The sequence below is a fragment of the Streptomyces sp. LaBMicrA B280 genome, from assembly GCF_049222185.1.
Classification (GTDB): domain Bacteria; phylum Actinomycetota; class Actinomycetes; order Streptomycetales; family Streptomycetaceae; genus Streptomyces; species Streptomyces murinus.
The window spans coordinates 191,645-210,639 of record NZ_JBMJCT010000044.1 but is presented as its reverse complement, the minus strand read 5'-3'; the positions used below and the strand labels follow the sequence as shown (position 1 = coordinate 210,639).

General features: G+C 74.3%; 10 protein-coding genes and 1 pseudogene. 1 reads left to right on the top strand and 10 read right to left on the bottom strand.

Annotated features, from left to right (window positions below):
* Positions 1 to 12: 12 nt before the first annotated feature.
* The 5 genes from ACLF5H_RS29335 to ACLF5H_RS29315 all read right to left on the bottom strand — a co-directional run bounded on the left by ACLF5H_RS29335 (position 13) and on the right by ACLF5H_RS29315 (position 4,974).
* Positions 13 to 453 carry a YbaB/EbfC family nucleoid-associated protein gene (locus tag ACLF5H_RS29335; RefSeq protein ID WP_421679004.1) on the bottom strand — a complete coding sequence of 147 codons (441 nt, stop codon included), beginning with the start codon at positions 451 to 453 and terminating at the stop codon, positions 13 to 15.
* Positions 454 to 550: 97 nt separating this feature from the next.
* The gene (locus ACLF5H_RS29330; protein ID WP_421679003.1) at positions 551 to 3,631 is read right to left on the bottom strand and encodes a WXG100 family type VII secretion target; all 3,081 of its coding nucleotides are present in this window, start codon (positions 3,629 to 3,631) and stop codon (positions 551 to 553) included.
* A gap of 91 nt (positions 3,632 to 3,722) precedes the next feature.
* Complete coding sequence (locus ACLF5H_RS29325) at positions 3,723 to 4,280, bottom strand: hypothetical protein (RefSeq protein ID WP_421679002.1); 558 nt, start codon at positions 4,278 to 4,280, stop codon at positions 3,723 to 3,725.
* Between the two features lie 3 nt (positions 4,281 to 4,283).
* The gene (locus ACLF5H_RS29320) at positions 4,284 to 4,571 is read right to left on the bottom strand and encodes a WXG100 family type VII secretion target (RefSeq protein WP_037655754.1); all 288 of its coding nucleotides are present in this window, start codon (positions 4,569 to 4,571) and stop codon (positions 4,284 to 4,286) included.
* 61 nt (positions 4,572 to 4,632) lie between these two features.
* Positions 4,633 to 4,974 (bottom strand): WXG100 family type VII secretion target, encoded by a 342-nt coding sequence (locus tag ACLF5H_RS29315; protein ID WP_421679001.1) that lies wholly within the window; start codon positions 4,972 to 4,974, stop codon positions 4,633 to 4,635.
* Between ACLF5H_RS29315 and ACLF5H_RS29310 the strand changes: the two genes are divergently transcribed.
* Positions 4,968 to 5,840, top strand: a complete 873-nt coding sequence (locus ACLF5H_RS29310; protein WP_421679153.1) for an aldehyde dehydrogenase family protein — start codon at positions 4,968 to 4,970, stop codon at positions 5,838 to 5,840. The genes ACLF5H_RS29315 and ACLF5H_RS29310 overlap by 7 nt on opposite strands.
* Positions 5,841 to 6,284: 444 nt before the next feature.
* Here ACLF5H_RS29310 and ACLF5H_RS29305 read toward each other — a convergent pair.
* The 5 genes and pseudogenes from ACLF5H_RS29305 to eccCa form a co-directional block, all read right to left on the bottom strand.
* Positions 6,285 to 8,369, bottom strand: a pseudogene (locus ACLF5H_RS29305) (right-handed parallel beta-helix repeat-containing protein); the annotation flags it as partial.
* Between the two features lie 281 nt (positions 8,370 to 8,650).
* Complete coding sequence (locus tag ACLF5H_RS29300) at positions 8,651 to 11,896, bottom strand: hypothetical protein (RefSeq protein ID WP_421679000.1); 3,246 nt, start codon at positions 11,894 to 11,896, stop codon at positions 8,651 to 8,653.
* Positions 11,897 to 11,900: 4 nt separating this feature from the next.
* Positions 11,901 to 13,379 (bottom strand): type VII secretion protein EccB, encoded by a 1,479-nt coding sequence (eccB, locus tag ACLF5H_RS29295; protein WP_421678999.1) that lies wholly within the window; start codon positions 13,377 to 13,379, stop codon positions 11,901 to 11,903.
* A gap of 13 nt (positions 13,380 to 13,392) precedes the next feature.
* Entirely contained in the window at positions 13,393 to 14,787 is a 1,395-nt protein-coding gene (eccD, locus tag ACLF5H_RS29290) for a type VII secretion integral membrane protein EccD (RefSeq protein WP_421678998.1), read from the bottom strand.
* A gap of 85 nt (positions 14,788 to 14,872) precedes the next feature.
* Positions 14,873 to 18,859, bottom strand: a complete 3,987-nt coding sequence (gene eccCa, locus ACLF5H_RS29285) for a type VII secretion protein EccCa (protein ID WP_421679152.1) — start codon at positions 18,857 to 18,859, stop codon at positions 14,873 to 14,875.
* Positions 18,860 to 18,995: the final 136 nt, after the last annotated feature.

Here is an 18,995-nt window from a genome sequence, read left to right as displayed (position 1 = left end):
CGGTGCCCGGCGTCATCGGCCGCCACCGCGTCGTACGTCCGGCCGGCCCTCGGCGATGTACTCGCGCACCTCGTCGGGCATGGCCGGTTCCTCCGCGAGCAGTTCCGTGGCGTCGATCTTGCCCTCGATGAGGTCGGTGAGCCGCACCCCGGCCGGCAGCCCGTGCGAGCCGACCTCCGAGACGGCCTCCAGCGCGTTGGCGCGGGCCTGGCGGATGGTGGACAGCAGCGCCTCGGAGAGTTCCTTCGGCGCCATCCGGTGGTAGGCGCCGGTGGGAAACTCGATCGCGGTGACCTCGCCCTGCGCGTTCACGGTCGCCTTGACGGTCTGCCGGGGCGCGGTCGCCGTACCGGTCACCTCATTGATCCGGCGCCGCGTCTCCACGGCCTCCGTGCGCTGCTTGCGGTACAGCGCCAGCAGGTCTTCTATCTCCTGGTCGTAGGGGCTGCTCATCCGAGTCTCCTTGCGTCGTGCGATGGTGCGGCGGCGGGGCGGCGCCGGGTGGCGGGCGGGCGGCGAGGGCCGGGCAGGTGGCGGGAGCCGGGGGTGGTCACAGCACCGCCCCCGAGCCGTCGGAGGCCGCCGTGCCCCAGGTGTCGCCCTCCTGGACCAGCAGGTCCGCGATGCCCCGGGACGGCTGCGCGAGCTCCTCCTCGGCCTCCGTGTCGTCCAACGCCGGGTCCTGCGGCGGCAGTTCGGCGGTGAGTTCCGAGGGGTCACCGGCGAACGAGCGCAGCCGTACGGCCGGGACGACCATCTCGCCGGGGCCGGTGGGGCCGGTCCGGTTGGGGCGCCAGGTGGAGAGCCGGGGGCCGTCCGTCTCCTCCGCCGCGACACCGGCCTCGCCGGACCAGGTGCTTGCCTCCTCCGTCGCGTAGCCGGGCGCGAGGACCTCCTCCTCGTCCTCGGTCGGCACGGACCACAGCAGCGGCACGAACGCGGCCCCCGCGCTGTCCCAGGCCGCAGTGTCCTCCGCCTCGGCCCCGGCGGCGGGCGCCAACGCCACATGGTCGTCGGGGAGTTCGGGCTGGTCCGGCTCGTCGGGGTGGTCCTCGTCGAGCTGTTGCGCGGTGTCCTCGCCGGCCACCGGCAGCACGATCAGCGCGGCCGCGTCGTCCTCGTGCCGACGCCGGTGCCGTCGTTCGGCGGACTCCTCCTCGGGTCCCGCCGTACCCGTGCCGAGGCCGGACCCGGCCACCGCGGCGGCGGTCGCCGCCGCCCCGAGCAGCGCGGCGGGCAACGCGCCCTCGCCCACGCCCTCGTGAGCCGCGACGACCGGACGCTCGCCGTCGGGCTCCGCCTCCGGCGTCCACACCTGCTCGTCCGGATCCAGCAGACCGGAGGCGTCCGACCGCTCGTCCCGCGCACCGGCGGAAGGGGCGCCCGCGCCGGGCATCATGCCGGGCATCGCGGGCGCGGCCTCGCCCGCCACGGCGGCACCCGCCTCCGCCGCCTCGGCCTCGCCCGCGACAGCGGCACCCATCTCCTCGCCGTCCGCGAGGGGCGCCACGGGAGCCGCCGTGGGCCCCGGCGCGATGGGCAGCCCGTCCGAGCCGATCATCACACCCTCGGTGGGCTCGGGCAGTGCGAGTCCCTCGCCACCCGCTCCGGCGCCCCCGGTGATCTCCTCGGGCACCCCGGGCTCACCGGTCCACGGCTCGCCCTCGGGCTCCAGCAGCCCCGAGGCGTCGCTCGGGTCGGTCGTGCCCTGCGCGGCCGGGCCGCCCCCGCCCATGCCGGGCATCATGGGCATGCCGTTCATGCCGCCCATGCCCAGGGCCGAGCCCTGCTCGGCCTCCTCGGCGGCGAGCGCGCCCGGCAGTGCCCGCGCCTCCTCGTCCAGCGGCAGCCCCAGCCCCTCGCCGCCCGCCCGGGCCCCGGCACCGCCGATCTCCTCGCCCACCTCGGGGTCGCCGACCCAGGGCTCGGCCTCGCTGTCGAGCAGTCCGCTGGAGTCGCTGGGGTCCAGGGCGCCGGTCTGCGGCATGCCGCCCCCGCCCATGCCCGGCATCATGGGCATGCCGCCCGCGCCGGTACCGGTGCCGGTGAGACCCTCCTCGGTGGAGAGCCCGCCGGGGTAGCCCGCGGCCTCCGCCTCGTCCAGCGGCAGCCCGAGGCCGTCGCCGCCCGCGTCGGCGCCCCTGCCGCCGATCTCGTCGGCCACGCTCGGGTCACCGCTCCAGGGCTCGGCCTCGCTGTCGAGCAGTCCGCTGGAGTCGCTGGGGTCGAGGGCGCCGGTCTGCGGCATGCCGCTCCCGCCCATGCCCGGCATCATCGGCATCCCGCCCGTGCCGAGGCCCTGTTCGCCCTGCGACAGGCCGTCGATGGCCGGTGACTCCAGCGCGTTGTCCAGGAGGGACGGCGAGGCGAGCCCCTCCGGCAGTCCGGACTCCGTGCCGAGGCCGCCCGGGAACTGCTCGGGGGCGACATCGCCGAGCCCTGCCCCCGCGTTCAGGCCGCCGGTGCCGCCGACCCCCGTGTCGCCGGGGAAGTCCTCGGGAAGCCCGCCGGTGTCCGACCAACTGGCCGGATCCTCGGCGAGGTTGTCGGCCAGCGAGGGGAACTTCCCGTCGCCGGTACCCGTGTTCAGGCCGCCCGGGAAGGAGGTGGGCGAGAACGTCGGAAGACCGTCGTCCAGGTTGGAACCGCCGGGGAACGCCGACGGGTTGAGCGCCTGGTCGAGGGCGCTCGGATCGAGGGTGTCGTTGCCGAGCGCGTCCTTGGGAAGCCCGTCCAGACCGGGCGCGTTGCCGTCCACACTGGTGTCGCCGGAGTACGGCGAGGGCGTGGCGAGCGTGCTCATCGGGTCGATGCCGGGCATTTGCGGGTCCGGCAGGCCCGAGGTGTCGGGCGACGAGAACGCCTGCGGATCCGGCGCGTTGACATCGGGCAGGTTCGGGTCGGTCAGATTGGGGTCGGAGACGTCCGGGACGTCGTCCGGCACATCCGGGCTGTCCGTGGGGCTGGTCACGGGCGGCGGGGTGTGCACCGAGTCGATGGTGACCTGGTACTCGCCCGCCAGGCTCTTGAGGACCGCCCGCATGTCGCTGGTCATCATGTCGACCAGCTGCGGCTTCTCGTGGATCGGGATCAGGCCGTTGCTCATCGGCTTGACGCCCATCTTCACGGCCTGGTCGGCGTACCAGGCGTCGATGTCGGCGATCTTGACCCGGGCGTTGTACAGATTGACCGAGTTGTCGGCGAGCTGCTGCGGCACCGAGTTGCCCGCCTCGCCGCCGGAGAGCACGTCCGCGGTCGCCTTCACCTGGCGCGAGAACGTGTTGATCATGTCGCAGAAGGCGTCCGCCGCGGCCCCCTTCCACGGGCCGTTCTCCCCGGCCAGCGCGTTCGCCTGGTCGGCGAGGCTCTTGGCGATACCGGCGAGCACCACCTCGGCGTTCAGGAAGTGGCCCGCCGCGTCCATCAGGGACTGGGGGTCGGAGATGCCCTTGGCACGCTCCTCGTTGGAGTCGGAACCGGTGCCGGCGGACATGCCATTGATGGCCGCCATGATCTGTTTCCAGTCCCACGAGTTGTAGTCGTCGATCGACCCCGGATCGTTCCCGGGATCGGCGAAGATGCCGTCACCGCTGTCGCTGAACCCGCCGGTGTTGTAGTCCGGGCTGCCCATCTTTGCCCCAGTCTCCCGCTTGCGCCCCTGTCAGGGTCCCCGCCGCCCCCGGTCACCGTCGTACGGCACCGGGGGCGGCGGGGACCACCCGTCAACTTGCTCCACCGCCGCCGGACCCGCCGGCGTCGGTCACCAGGCTGGTGAAGTCGCTGCTCGTGCTCTGCATGGCGTTCTGCAGATCCGTGGCCTTCATCCGCCCGGCGTCTTCCAGAGTGGTGTAGTGCTGCGCCAACTGCTTGACGCCGTCGCGCAGATCACCGAGGCCCTGGGCCAGGTCCTGGAACACCTTGATGTACGACTCCTTGAGCCCGGAGTCGGCGTTCGGACCGTTGACCTTCGTCCGGATCTGGTTCGCGTGATAGAACGCGCCCGGCTCGGCCTGCACCTTCCCCAGCTCGGTCGCGGCGTCCCGCGTGGGCTGGATCAGCTTGTCGATGTTGTCGGCGAACAACAGCATCGACGGGGTGTCCACACTGGTACCGCTGCCCGGATTACCCGAACCGCCCGGTACGTTGGGCGGGTTGAAGGTGGTGGACGCGGTCACGGTGCCGTGCCCGGAATCGAGTGTCGTGCCGCCGTCGTAGTGCTGCGGGTCCGGAGTCGGCGTCGACGTGTGCGGTTCCGGGATCGGTAGAGGTTGGTCAGCCATCGGTCACCCCCAGAGCCGAACGCCCTGGCGCTCGCCACTGGAGTAGTACTCGTTGATCTCACCGAGCATCTGCGTGGCGGAGGCGGCCTTCTGGGTCATGTCCGCGGCGGCCGCGTCCCACTGCGCCTTGACCTGCTGGTAGGTCTGCTGGGCGTCACTGGTCCACTCGCTGAGGTGCATCTTCGCCGCGTTGTCCAGCTCGGTGAGAGTCTGGTTGATGCGCTGCGTGATGGAGTTCATCTCGCCGACGATGTAGTCGACCTGCTCCATCTGAACGGTGTACGTGGTCATCTGCTGTCCGGCTCCTTGGGAACGGATGCGAGTACGAAGGTGTGCGTCGGTCGGGGACCGGTCAGGAGGGGAAGCCGGGCAGACCGACGCTGCCCGAGCCGATCTGCTGCGCGACCTGCTGCGCCTGCTGCTGGGTGTTCTCGTGGGTGTTGGCGTAGATGTGGGTGTTCTGCGCCAGCTTCTCCAGCATGGTGCGCAGCGCCTGGTTGACCTTGTCGAAGTCGGTCAGCCAGTCCTGCATGGCCGTGTGGTAGATGTTCGCGGCCTCGCCGCTCCAGCTCGCCCGCAGGCCCTCGATCTGGCCGTCCATCTGCGAGTACGAGCCGGTCGTCTCGTCCAGGGCGGTCTGGAAGCTGCCCTGGGCGGCGGTCATTCCCTGTAGTTCGACTGACGTCAGTGCCATCGTATGGTCCTCTCTCGAACTGCGGCGCCCGGCCTGGGCCGTTGACAGTGACGCGGCACCCGCGGGGGGTGTGCGTCGGCGCCGGATGGTGGGGGGTTCACCCGCCGTCCGGCGCCGCGCACGAGGTCGTGCGCGGCGCCGGGGCGGACGTCTCTCATGTCTGCACCAGGGGCCTCGCCTGCGGCGGCGGCTCTGTGCTGCCCGGCAGTCCGGCCCCCGGGTGCGGGGCGTTCACCGGCCGCGGCCACATCGCCGGGCGGGCCCTGGTGGACCACCCCGACGTGGCCAAGATCGTGTTCACCTGGTCCACCCGCACCGGCCGCGAGATCAGCCGCCGCGCCCGCGGGGCCGGACCCCGGAGTCGCGTCGGGCGCCGAAGGGCCGGGCAGGTCGGTCGCGGACACCGTACGGGTACGGGCCGACGCGGCGAGCCGTTCCGCCAGCCGGTGTGCCTCCCAGGCACCCCCGGGCGGCGGCGCGGCACGGAAGGCGGCGGCCAGCATCTCCACCGCGTCGTCGGCCAGTTGGAAGCCGAAGGCCCACAACCGGCGCCGTACCAGCTCGATGGCCTGCTCCACGGTGTACGGGTCGAGCCGCAGGTACTCGGCGAACTCCTCGGCGACATCGGCCCGTTCGCCCACCAGCGCACGCAGCTCGGCGGGCGAGCCGCACAGCGCGAGCACCGTGTCGCAGGGCGTACCGGCCAGCCGGGCCAGCCCGTCAAGGACCGCCGCGCGCTCGGCGGGCGAACGGCGGCCGAGGGCGTCGTCGAGACGCAGCACCAGCAGCCCGCCCTCCGCCTCCTCCAGGGCCGCCGCCAGCCGGTGGGCGGGCTGCTTCGGGAAGCGGGCCGGGAGCGCGGATAGCCGTACCTCGTGCACGGTGCCCGAGCTGAGCAGCCCCGCCTCGGTCAGACACCGCGCGTACGCCCGGGCCAGCGCCCGCCGACCACTGCCCTGCGGCCCTTCCAGCACGATGTTGGCCTGCGCGGACACCGCCCGCCCGGGCTCCCGCGGGGCACCGGCGAGCGCCGCGACGCGGGTGGCCAGGGCGGCGCGGGCCGTGTCGAGGCCGGTCATCGCGGCCAGCTTGCGCAGGCCCGCCGGTTGTGCGGACGCCGAGGAGGGGGCGGGGGCCGGGCTCGCGGGCCGCGGGGTGCCGGATCCTGCGTCGGCCCGCTGCTCGGCCCGGCCGCTCGCCGGGGCCGCCGGGCCGCCCTGCGCCTCCGCCGCGCCGCCCGGCACCGTGATGACGTCCGCGCCGTCCAGACGGGACAACTCCGTGTCATCGCCCGGGGGTTCGGCGGCGAGCCGGGAGGCCTGCCGGCTGATCATCTCCTCGAAGACCTGGCGGGCGACGCGGCCGTTGCCGAAGGTGGCGCTCTTGGGCACGTCCTGGAAGTAGCGGTCCAGGGCCTCCAGCGCCGAGCCCGACAGCTCGTAGTAGTGCTTGGCGCACAGGCCCCGCACGATGGTGACCAGTTCCTCGGCGCTGTAGTTGGGGAACTCCACGGTGCGGGCGAAGCGGGAGGCCATGCCCGGGTTGGAGGCGAGGAACTGCTCCATCTGCGCCGAATACCCGGCCACGATCACCACGACCTCGTCGCGGTGGTCCTCCATCAGCTTCATCAGCGTGTCGACGGCCTCCTGCCCGAAGTCGGGGCCGTTGCCGCGGGACTGGTTGGTGAGGGTGTACGCCTCGTCGATGAACAGCACACCGCCGAGCGCCTTGTTGAAGACCTCCGTGGTCTTGATGGCCGTACCGCCGATGATCTGCGCCACCAGGTCGGCGCGGGCCACCTCGACGATATGGCCCTGGCTGAGGATGCCCAGTTCGGCGAGGACCGCACCGTAGAGCCGGGCCACCGTGGTCTTGCCGGTGCCGGGCGGCCCCGCGAAGACCAGGTGCCGGCTCATGGGCGGCATCGGCAGGCCCATCTCCTGGCGGCGCTGCGCCATCTTGTTGAGGTTGATCAGCCCGGTGACCTCCAGCTTCACGCTCTCCAGGCCGACCAGCCCCTCCAGCTCCGCGAGGGGTCCGGTGCCGGTGTGCGCGGCCGCCCGGGTCGCCGCCTCGGCGTCCAGCGCGCCGGAGCCGCCGGTGCCGGTGGTGGCGGTCGTACGGCCGCCCGGGTCGCCGCCGGTGTCGACGCGCTCCACCGAGACCCGGCCCGTCTTGAGCTGGCGCACCGGGACGCCGCCGTTGTCGCGGATCTCGCAGTCGTGCACCCGCACCGGTTCGTCGGTGTTGCAGCGCACGCCGTCGCCGCCGTTGTCGAAGACGGTGCAGTTGGTCAGTTCGGCCCGCGAGGACGCCTGCACGTTCACGCCGTGGCCGCGCGCGCCGTTGACCCGGCAGCCGACCGCGGTGAGGGCACCGCCCGCGCTGATCCGGATGCCGTCGCCGTCCGCCCCGGTGAACTCGCTGTCCTGGGCGCTCAGTTCGGCCTCGGCGCCGACGAGTGTCGAGCAGCCGGTGAACGCCGAGCCGGTCACCTCGGCGCGGGCACCCGAGGCGAGGGCGAGGCCGCTGCCGCCGCCGGAGCGCAGCCGCAGCGCGGACAGCGTCGCCGAGGCGCCCTCGGACAGCTCGACCGCCGTCACCAACTCGGCTTCGCGCACGGTCAGTTGCGCGTGGGAGCCGACGCCGCGCAACGCGGTGCCGCCCGCGTCGGCCGTCAGCCGGTCCAGCACCACCGTGCCGTCCGCCACGTGCACGGCCGCCGTGCCCGCGCCCTCGACGGTCAGCCCCGCGCCCTCGGCGTGCCCGCCCGCCTCCACCAGCAGACCGGTCGGGGTGCCGGTGATCCGGCAGTCCTCGAGGCGGGGCCGCGCACCGGCCGAGACATGGATGCCCTCCCGCCGGGCCCCGGCGACCAGGCACTCGCGCAGCACCGGCGCGCTGCCCTCGCCGACCCGGATCGCCTGGCCACCGGAGCCGGTGAACGAGCAGCGGTTCAGGACGACTTCGGCCGCGCTGGTGAGATACGCGTCCAGGGCCGCGCTGCCGCTCACCTCGACGCCGGTCAGCGTGGCGCGCGCGTTCTGCTCCACGGCGAGCGCGGGCTTGCCGCTGCCGCTGATCCGGGTGCCCTCCACCACCGCCGTGGCCTGTCCGTTGACGCAGACGCCGTTGCCCCGGGCCCGGTCGAGCCGGCAGTCGCGCAGGGTCAGCCGGCCGTGCTCGGCCACCACGACCGCCGACGAGCCGACCTCCTGGATGTGGGTGCCCTCCACGGCGTTGGCGCCGCCGGAGGTGATCACGATGCCGGCGCCCTGCGCGTTGGTGACCTGGCAGTCCCGCAGCGCGACCACGCCGTCCTGCCAGGCCAGCACGGCCGCCCACGCCTCACCGGAGATCCGGCAGCCGTCCAGCGCGGCCTGTCCCCGGCGCACGTCGAGCACCGGGGCCTCGCGGTCGGTGCCGGACAGCTGGAGGCCGGTGAGCCGGACCGCCTCCGCGTCCAGGACTAGGGTGCTGCCCGAGGCCGCCGCGATCTCCACCGTGCCACCGGCGCCCTCGGCGGCCACCGTCACCGCGCGGTTGATGTACAGGCTCTCCTCGTAACGCCCCGGCGCGACGGTGATCAGCGCACCGTCGGTGGCGTCCACCAGGGCGTCGGCGATGGCGCGGTAGGCCCCGGGGCGGTCCGGCGACACCAGTAGTACGGGCCGGGTCACAGTTTCGCTCCCTCGTCAGGCGCACTCACGTCGCCGCTGTTGCCGTTGCCGTCCCCGGCGCCGCGCGGGCGCTGCCGGGGTGCCGGTGCCCCGCCGATCAGACCCGGGGGCGTCCCGAGGTCGTCCGGGCCGCCCCGCTCGTCCCGGTCCGCCGCGTCGTCGGCGCGCAGCGCGGCGGCCGCGCGCTCGAGTCCGTCCAGCGCGATCTCGTCCAGCGGCACCCGCTGGACGTCCACCTTGCCGTCGGAGGCGATCTCCGACGGCGACAACTCCCGCAGCAGCACCGGGCCTTCGCCCTCGGCGGGGCGCAGCACCTTGAACGTGGTGCCGGGCAGGAACACCACGCGGTCCGGCTCGGCGGGGTCGATCAGATTGGTACGGCGGGCGGTGATCGACCAGATCAGGAAGTCGGTGGCGTCGTGCGGGCCGGGGCGCGGGGCGCCGTACGCCGTGCAGAACGCCCACTCCGTCACCAGCCGGCCCTCCCGGAACCACGCCCGCTCCGCCGCGCTCGCCCGGGCCCGCAGCAGCGCGGCACCCCGGTACGAGGGCAGCCTGCGCAGCCCGGCCGCCACACAGCGGGCGAGCGGCACGTGCGGACCGACCGCCGCGGCGCGTACGGCCGCGTTGACCTGCGCGCCGTCCCCGGACAGGAACAGCCGTACGGCCACCAGGTCGGTGAGCGCGTCCGCCGCCTCGCCGCGCGCGCCGCCGCGCAGTCCCGGCGACTCCGACATCACCCGGGACACCGTGCCCGCGACCGCGTTGTACTGCGTGCTCAGCGTCCGCCGCACCCAGTCCCGCTCCTTCTCGGTGCCGCGCTCGGGCGGCACGGCGCAGGCGGACGCCTTGGGAGTGGGCTGGACACGGACACCGGGGACGGCCGCGGGGGCGGCCGCCGGGGGCTTGGGACCCTCGGGGGCGCCGGGTGCGGGTGCGGGGGCAGGCGGCGTCGGCCCGTCGGCCCCGCCGGTGTCGGCGGGCTCCACGGGAGCGGCGGCCGGGGAGTCGGACTCCAGCCGGATCAACGGCGCGGGCCGTGCGGCGGGGGCGGGTGCCGGGGGAGCGGCGGGTGCCGTCGGCGGCACCGTGGGCTGCGGCTGCGGCTGCGGCTGCGGCTCCGGCTTCTCGGCGGCAGGGGCGGGCGGCACCGACGGACCGGCGCCCGGCGAACCGGGCGCGTGCGCAGCCGACTTCACCGGCTCCGGCGCGGGTCCATGCTCCGCCTCCGGGGCGGACGGTTGCGCGGGTATGCCGGTCCGCGCCGGGAGGTCCGTCTCCCGGCTCTCGGGATCGTCCGCCCGATCGTCCGCCTGGCGCGGGTTCTCCCTCGGCGGCTCGCCGGGGCTTCCCGGCTCGGACACGGCCGGAAGGTCGGGCAGCGGAAGGCGTGCGGGCGCGGCGGGACGAGGCGGCGCGGGCACCGGCGGCACCGGCCCCTGGACCACGGGCGTCGGCGCCGGACCGTCGGTGCGCGGCGCGTCGGGTATCGGCTCCGGCCCGGGGCGCGGGTCCGCCCGCACCGGCTCGGGCACGGGTACGGGCACGGGGCCCTCGGCCGTCGTAGCGGCCGACGAGGTGGCGACCGTCTCAGGACGCCCGGCCGTGCCCGCGTCCCCGGGCTCGCCGGTCACATGGACGTCGTCGCCCGACTCGACCCGCGGCAGCCCGGCCGCCGGTGCCTCGGACTCGGTCCTGGCCGCGGGGGGCGCCACCACGGGCGGCGTCGCCGGTGCCGCGTTCCCCCGTACCCGTACGGTCGTCTCGTCGACGTCCAGATGCGCCAGCGCCGAAGCCGCGCCGGGGCCCTCACCTCGTACAACTTCGTGCTCTGCCACCGGAGTCGCGGCCGGGGTTCCCGAACCCCAGGGCGCCGCCTCCGCCGCCCGGGCCTGTCCCCGGGACGCGGTCGGGGCGATCGCCTGCGGACCCGTCGCCGTGGCGTCCGGTGCCGACCACAGCTCGGTGTCGTCCGAGGTCACCACCACATGGCCCGGCTCGTCGGCCGGGGCGATCGTGAAGCCCTCGCGGCGCTCGGGGTCCAGCCGCCACAGCATGTCCTCGGCGAGCGAGCGCATACGGTCGGCCGCGCCAGGTGTGCTGCGGTCGTAGAGGATGGCGGCGTAGCCGGGCGCGGCCGGAATGCGGCGTACCGCGTCACCGTCCGCGGGCTCGGCCAGCGGGCGCATCCACAGCCCGCTCTGCACCACTTCGAGTACGGCGTCGGCGGCGTACTCGTACACACCGGTGGTGATCTCCGGCACCCCGAACAGGGGTCGGCGCAGCCCGAAGAGGGCGGGCGGCGCGGGGGCGCTCCCGGTGCGCGGGAAGTACATCAGCTCGCTGACGAAGGGGTGGTGGCCCAGCGTGCCGTCCGGCCGTACCGCCGCCACCTCGGGCGAGGCGAGCCCGGCGCGCGACTCGACGGGGACGCCCGCGTACAGCACCACCTGCTGGCCGAGCGCGTCGGCGAGTTCCTGGCCCAGCGCCTCGGCGCCCTCGGGCAGCGCGACGGGACCGAGGTGCAGGAAGCGCACCCAGGAGCGCGCGGACGGCAGGACCGTCTCCCACAGCCGGGTCACGTCCGCCAGGGTCACCGGCGGGCCCCCGGGGCTGCCGAGGACCACGGTGAGGATGTCGGGATGGCTCGGCAGCCGGTCCACCAGGCGCCGGCCGCTCTCGGCGGCGGGATGGTCGTGCGGGCTGCGCACCCACACCCCGCAGGGCGCCGGCTCGGCGACGCCGTGGCCGCTGGTCGTCCAGGGGCGGTCGAAGGTGGAGAACTCCCAGCGTGGCTTGGGGAATCGGCGCGAGTCGCGCTCCGCCGAACGGCCGGGCCGGAACCGCAGCCAGCCCGCGCCGTGGTCGCTCGGGATGAACAGGCCGCCGCCGTCGGTCGGCAGCACCGCGCCGTCCGGGGCGAGCACCAGTCGGTCCAGCCGGTCCGCGATCCGCTGCGCGGCACGCCGCGACTCCTGTGGTGTGCCGCGGCCGAAGACCAGGCGCAGGCTTTCGCCCCGGCCCGCCAGCAGCCGTGCCACCGCGTCCGCCGAGCCCTCCAGCGACCCGTAGGGGAGATCCACCACGGCCAGGGTGTGCTGCGGGTCGGCGGCCAGCCCCGCGGCGAACGCCGCGGCCTGCGGGTCGGGTTCGCCCTTGGGGTGCACCAGCAGGGCCCGGCCCTCGGCCCGGCACTGCAACGCCGTCCCGCCCGCCCGGGCGGTGCCCAGTCCTCTGCGCATCCGCTCACCCCACCCGATCGGCGGAGCCGGTGGGGGACGGATCGGCGGACACCGCCGGGACCGGGGCCTTGCCCGAGGCCCGGCCGACGCCCGAAGTGCCCTGCGGCTGGAGGGAGTCGGCCGAGGGGGATGCCGCCGCCCCGTCCTGTCCCGCCTTCACCGTCAGCGCGGCCACCGAGCGGTCGAGGACCGGCCCGTGGGGCAGCGCCACCAGCAGGCTCTCCGGCAGCGCGGCCGGGGTGCCGCCGCCGATGCCGAGGGACTGCGCGGCAGAGGAGCCCAGCGGGTAGACGATGCCCTGGTCGGTGATCAGGAAGGTGTGCGGGCTGGCCACCTGCGCCGCCACCTCCCGCTGGTCCACCGCGTACACACCGTGCGACGGCGGCACCAGCACCCCCTGCTTCCCCGTCGCCGCCGGACCGCTCTGAACGACCACGGCCGCGCTGAGCCGGGCGCCCTGGGTGCTCTCGCGCAGGCACACCGCCTGCCCGGAGGTGTCGACCGCCGGGGCGCCGAGCACATCCGGCACCCCGCTGTCCAGGGAGTGGTGGGCGGAGACCCGGGCGGAGGCGATGTCGGTCACCGATACCTGGCGGGTGGCCGGCGCGCCGGGCCGGGCCGCGAGCAACGCGGCCTCGGTGGCGCTTACTTGGGCCACCCCACCGGCGGTCATGACGTAGGTGTGCCGTGCGCCCGCCGCGTTCATGGTGAACAACTGGCCCACGGCGGCGGGCCGTCCGGCGATCTGCCCGGCCGCGTCGCCCATCCGGTCGAGCTTGGCGGGGGCGAGCGCGGACCCGGTCGGTACGGCGGCCAGCCACGCGGCGGACGCGGCCACCGGACGGTCGCCGTCGAGGCCGAGCGCGATCAGCGCGGACTGCGCGGGCACCGGGTACTTGGTGCCCCGCCACAGCAGGAAGCGCTGACCGCTCGCGGACTTCAGCAGCAGCTGCCGCCCGGCGGGAAAGGCGCCCGCGTGGCCGCCCGGCGCGAAGTCGACCACATGGCCGGACGGCAGGTCCGGGCGCAGGCAGTCGGTCCAGGCCCCCGCCAGCAGGGTGGCCTGGGTGGGCAGGGAGTCGGGCGCGCCGTCGATACCGATCGGCGCGCCGTGCGGTACGTCGCTCAGCGCCTTGGCCGCCACGGTGCGTACGGCGGCGCCCTTGCCCGTCAGCAGCAGCGCGGAGGCGTAGTTGCGCACCGGGCGCAGCCTGCCGTCGAGGAAGAGATAGCGGGTGCCGGTCTCCTTCTCCACGACGATCGAGCCGGGCTCGCGCCAGGCCGCCGTGGTCACCGGCGACAGCTTGCCGTAGACCAGGAAGCCCAGGGAGAGCAGGACGACGAGTCCCGCGCCGAAGAAACTGCCCAGCGCGGCCCGCTTGGTGGGGCTGTCGCCGCGGCCGGGGTCGCCGGTGACGAGGGCGGTCGCAAGGCGGCCCATGGCGAACTGGTACGCCTGCATGTGATCGCGTCGGGTCTGCACGATGCGCCTCCTCTCAGCTCGTCAGGGCGCGGAAGTAGGCGTACGCGTGCAGGACTTGGAGCAGCAGTGGCAGCAGCGCGATGGCGGTGACCGTCTCCAGCAGGTCGCCGCTGTGCCCCCACACCGGCAGCAGCCGGCCGGTCGGCAGCCGCCACGCGGCCACCAGCAGGGCGAGGACCGCGACGAGCAGCACGGCCACCACGATCACCCGGGCGCCGTCGCCCGCCGCGGCGAACCGGGTGAGCGCCACCGTGGCCAGACCGGCGGCACCGGCGAGCACGGTCGGCACGCGCTGCGCGGACCGGTTCAGGCCGCGCGCCCGCAGCAGCACCGCGCCCGCGAAGACCAGCGGCAGCAGCCAGCCGATCCAGCCGCCCTCGCGGGTCATGTACCAGAACCCGGCCGCGTAGACGAACGCGGAGGACACACTGAGGGTGTCCAGGAAGGAGCTGGCCGCCTTGACCCTGCGCTCCACCCGCTCCTGCGGCTCCGGGTCGATGTCCTCCTGCAACTCGGCCGCGTTGTGCGGGAGTCGGGGCACCCGCAGCCGGGCGGTGCGCAGCGCGAGCCGGGGGCCGAAGTGGCCGAGCACGAACATGGCGACCGCGACCACGGCGACCGCCTGCGCGCCGTGCCAGTGGGTGGCGCGCATCAGGCCGGTCCCCACGGCGGCGGCGAGCGCGGTGCCCAGCGCGGTGCCGGGCACCACCAGCGGCAGCGGGCGCAGTGCCAGCAGCGCGACGGCCACCACCACGACACCGCCCGCCGCGGCCAGCATCCCGGGCAGCCCCGGCGCGAACCCGCCGTGCGGCCCCTGGCGGAAGGTCAGCCCGGCCAGCGCGCCGAACGCGAGCGCGCCGAGACCGGCGACCAGCACACTGCCCTCGTCGGCGGAGAGCCGGTCGGCGGCCACGCATCCGGCGGCCAGCAGTACGGCGATCACCCCGGCGCCGATCGAGGCCCCGGGCCCCGGTCCGAACCCCAGCAGCGCCCACGCCACCGCGGGCAGCGCCAGCACCGCCAGGGTGAGCGCCAGGCCCCGGGTCAGCGCCGGGCGCCAGCCGCCTGGCAACGCTGTCACGACATGCGCGACCCCGTCGGAGACATCGTCGAAGTGCAGGGCGGGCAACGGCTCGTCGGCGGGCCGCAGATGGAGCACCTCGCCGTGGCGCAGCTGCACGGTGGCGGGGGTGGCGTCGGCGTCGAACGGGTCCTCGCCGAGCCGTTGCAGCACCCAGGGCGTGCCGCGCTCGGCCGTCTCCGTCGTCACATGGCGCACCAGTACGGGCAGCAGCGCGGAGACCGGTGTGGTGAGCGGGATCGCCAGGTCGGCCTGGCCGGTGGGGCCCACCACCGTGACCCGGCAGACCTCCGAGGCGGGTGCGGTGACCGCGGGGGCTGTGGTCATCGGACTGCTCCTGGAGAGGGGGAGAGGGAGGGGGACGTGGGGAGGGTGCGCATGCCGCTCGTGCCGTTCATGCCGTTCATGCTGTTCATGAGGACACCAGCCCGGTCTGTACGAGGCGTACCGAACGCCGGGTGACCAGCTGGGCCCGGCCCGCGGGCAGCGTGCGCGGCTTGGCCTCGCCGAGGAACTTGCCCTCCTCCTTGGGGTAGGAGAAGAGCAGGCCGGGGTTGCCCAGTTCCCACAGGCGGCGCAGCACCGGGTCCATCATGGCGCGGATCGATCCCGAGGTGCTGCGGGCGACGACCAGGTGCATGCCGATGTGCAGGCCCTGCGCGAGCAGCGGCACCAGCGGCGCCATCGGGGAGGGCGCGCCCGGGGCTCCGGAGAACAGGTCGTAGTCGTCGATGAGGACGAACAGCAGCGGCCCCTCCCACCAGTCGCGGCGGGCGAGCTGCTCCGGGCTGATGTCCGGGCCCGGCACCCGCTTGCCCACCGACACCGAGGCGCTGGTGGCCAGTTGGGCGAGCGCGTCGCTGTCCACCACGTACCCGACCCGGTACGCCTCGGGCACCGAGTTGAGGAGCCCGCGCCCCGGGTCGGCGACCATGATGCGCGCCTCCTCGGGGGTGTAGCGGGCGGTGATGGCGCGGATCATCAGGCGCAGCGCGTTGGTCTTGCCGGTCTCGCCGTCGCCGAACACCATCAGGTGCGGGTTGGTGGTGAAGTCGTGCCAGACCGGTTCGAGACGCTGCTCGTCCCAGCCGAGGCAGACCTTGAAGTCGTCCTCGGACACCGGGAGTTCGGTCACCGGAAGGCGGGTCGGCAGCAGCCGGACGCCGGGGGCCGGGCGGCCCGTCCAGAAGGTGTCGATCTCCGCCACGGCCGACTTGGTGGCCGTCGTGAGGTCGCCGGTCTCGCCCGAGCCGTCCAGGCGGGGCAGCGCGGACAGGAAGTGGTGGCCGGCCGCGGTCAGACCGCGACCGGGCTGGTGCGGTACGGCCGCCGCGATCCGGGAGCCGACCTCGGACTCCATCGAATCGCCGAGCCGCAGCTCGAACTTGGTGCCCAGCAGGTCCCGCAGCCGGGGCCGGAACTCCGACCAGCGCACCGCGGAACCGATCACATGCAGACCGAACGACAGCCCGCGCGCGGCCATCTCGATGACCCGCGGCTCCAGCTCCTCGTAGTCCTGGCGCAGCGTGCCCCAGCCGTCGACCACCAGGAACACATCGCCGTAGGGGTCGTCGATCTCGCCCGTGGCCCGCAGCCTGCGGTAGGCGGACATCGACTCCAGACCCCGCGAGGTGAACTCCTCCTCGCGCTTCTCGAGGAGCTGGCTCAGCTCGGCGACCGTACGCAGCACGCGGTCGCGTTCGAGGCGGGTGGCGACCGAACCGACATGCGGCAGACCGGCCGTGGAGACCAGACCGCCACCGCCGAAGTCCAGGCAGTAGAACTGGACTTCCTCGGGGGTGTGGGTCAGCGCGAGGGACAGCATCAGGGCGCGCAGCAGGGTCGACTTGCCGGTCTGCGGGGCGCCGGCCACCCCGATGTGACCGTCGGCGCCGGAGAGATCGGCGACCAGCAGCTCGCGCAGCTGCTCGAAGGGCCGGTCCACGATGCCGAGCGGCACCCGCAGCGAGCTGAGCGAGGGGTGGTCCGCCGCGCTCATGCCGCGCGCCGGGTCCGGCACGATGCCCGGCAGCAGCTGGTCCAGGCTCGGCGACTCGGTCAGCGGCGGCAGCCACACCTGCCGGGCCGGCGGCCCGCTCTCCGCGAGGCGCCCGATCAGCACCTCCAGGAGACTCTCCTCGTTCTGCTCGCCGCCCAACGCCTGTGCGGCGGCCTTGCGTTCGGCGGCGGCCGACGCCTCCCGGGCGGCCTCCAGCGCCTGCTGCTCGGCGATCCGCTCGGACATCAGCGTGCCCTGCTGCTCCAGCCCGAACAGGGTGATCTCCTGCCCGGCGGCGGCCAGTTGCGCGGAGTGCTCGGCCTCGCCCACCGGCTCCGGCGCGGCGCCGGAGACGTAAGCGGCCTTGAAGCGGACCAGATTGGTGGTGTCCACCTTCAGATAGCCGTTGCCCGGCGCCGACGGCAGCTCATAGGCGTGCGAGACGCCGATGACGCTGCGCGACTCCATCGCGGAGAACGTCCGCAGGGCGATCCGGTACGACAGATGCCCCTCGACCTTGTGGATACGGCTCTCGTCCAGCCGCTGGGAGGCCAGCAGCAGATGCACCCCGAGGCTGCGCCCGAGGCGGCCGATGGAGACGAACAGATCCACGAACTCCGGCTTGCTGGCGAGCAGTTCGGAGAACTCGTCCACGATGACCAGCAGCGACGGCAGCGGCGTCAGGTTCGCCCCGGCGCCCCGCGCCTTCTCGTAGTCGAACAGCGAGGAGTACCCGGACTCGCGCAGCAGCTCCTGGCGGCGGATCATCTCGCCGTTGATGGAGTCGCGCATGCGGTCCACGAGATGGATCTCGTCGGCCAGGTTGGTGATGACCGCCGAGGTGTGCGGCAGCCGGTCCATGCCGAGGAAGGTCGCGCCGCCCTTGAAGTCGACCAGCACCAGGTTGAGGATCTCCGAGGAGTGCGTGGCGACCAGGCCCATCACCAGGGTGCGCAGCAGCTCGCTCTTGCCGGAGCCGGTGGCACCGATGAGCAGACCGTGCGGGCCCATGCCGCCCTGTGCCGACTCCTTGATGTCCAGCTCGACGACCTCGCCCTCCTCCGTGACGCCCAACGGCACCAGGAGACGGGCGGACTGGGTGATGCGGGGCCGCCACTTGGCGGCCACGTCGAAGCCGCGCGGGTCCCGGATGCCCAGCAGCGCCGTGAGGTCGAAGTCCGATTCCAGCGGCCGGTCCACCAGGTCCACGCTGCCGCTGGTGCGCATCGGCGCGAGCAGCCGGGCCAGGGTGTCCGCCTCGGTGCGGCTCAGCGCGTCGGCCTCGGCGGTCACGGTGTCGTCACCGGCCGGGAACTCGACACCGGTGCCCCGGGTGGTCAGCCGCAGCACCTTCGGACCGCCGGTCATCGCGCCCGTCGCGTCCAGCAGCACGACATTGCGCAGCCCGCCGTGCGTCAGCCGCGAGGTCTCCGGCAGCCGTACGCCCTGCGCCACGACCACCACGAACGGCTCGGCCACGCTCGGCGAGGCGTCCGGGTCGTGGTCGGGCCGGTCCCGTACCTCGGTGCCGAGCAGGTCCATCAGCGCGTCGTGGTCCTCGGCGGCGAGCCGCACCTGACCGGCGTCGTCCTCCTCGTGCGGATGCGCGTTGTGCGGCAGCCACTTGAGCCAGTCCCACTCGGCCCGCGCCGACGCCCCGCCGAGCAGGGCGATCCGCAGCTCGTCGGGGGAGTGGAACGCGGCGAGCTGCGCGACCATCGCCCGCAGCAGCCCGAGCGCGGGCTCGGGCTCACCGGCCAGCTCCACGCTGGTGAACCGCCGTAGCGCGACCGGGATCGGCAGCCGGGGCACCGTCTGGTGCGCCTTGGTGAACCGGCGCAGCGAGATCGCGGTCAGCGGCTCCAGGTCCTCCACCGGCTTGGTCTGCGGCGGCAGGAACTCCAACGCGGCGCGGCGGATGCCCTGTCCGATGCGGACCCGGCCGAAGTCCTCGTGCGCCGGGCGGCGTTCCCACAGCCGGGTGCCCAGCGCCAGCGCCCACAGCTGCCCCGGCTCGGGGTTGTCCCACAGCAGGGCGGCCCGCTGCTGCTCGGCGGCCTGCCGGGCCTGGCGGCGCTTCTGCGCGAGATAGCGCAGATAGTCACGCCGCTCGGCCCGCATCCTGCGCCGGCGCTCGGCACCGGCCCGGCCTATCTGGGTCAGCGTCATGCTGACCATGGCGACGCCCATCATCCCGGACATCATGTACGTCGTCGGTCCGGCGCTGCGCATGGAGAACATCAGCACCATGGCGCCACTGCCCAGCGCCATGGGCAGATACATCAGCGCCGATCCGAAATCGGCGCTCGCCGGCTCCCCCAGAACCGGCGGCTCCGCCAGCTCGACCTGTCCCTCGGGGAGCTGCGGACCCTCGGCGCGCGGTGAACGTTTGGCCACCACGGTGCTCAATGGCAGGGACCTTTCTGAAGCGCTCACGCGGGCATGGCTGGTCAACCACTTGCGCGTGGGTGCGGATTGATGCTTGGCGATGTGGAGGGAAGTGATCCACTACTGGGCAGATGATAAGCGCGGGAAG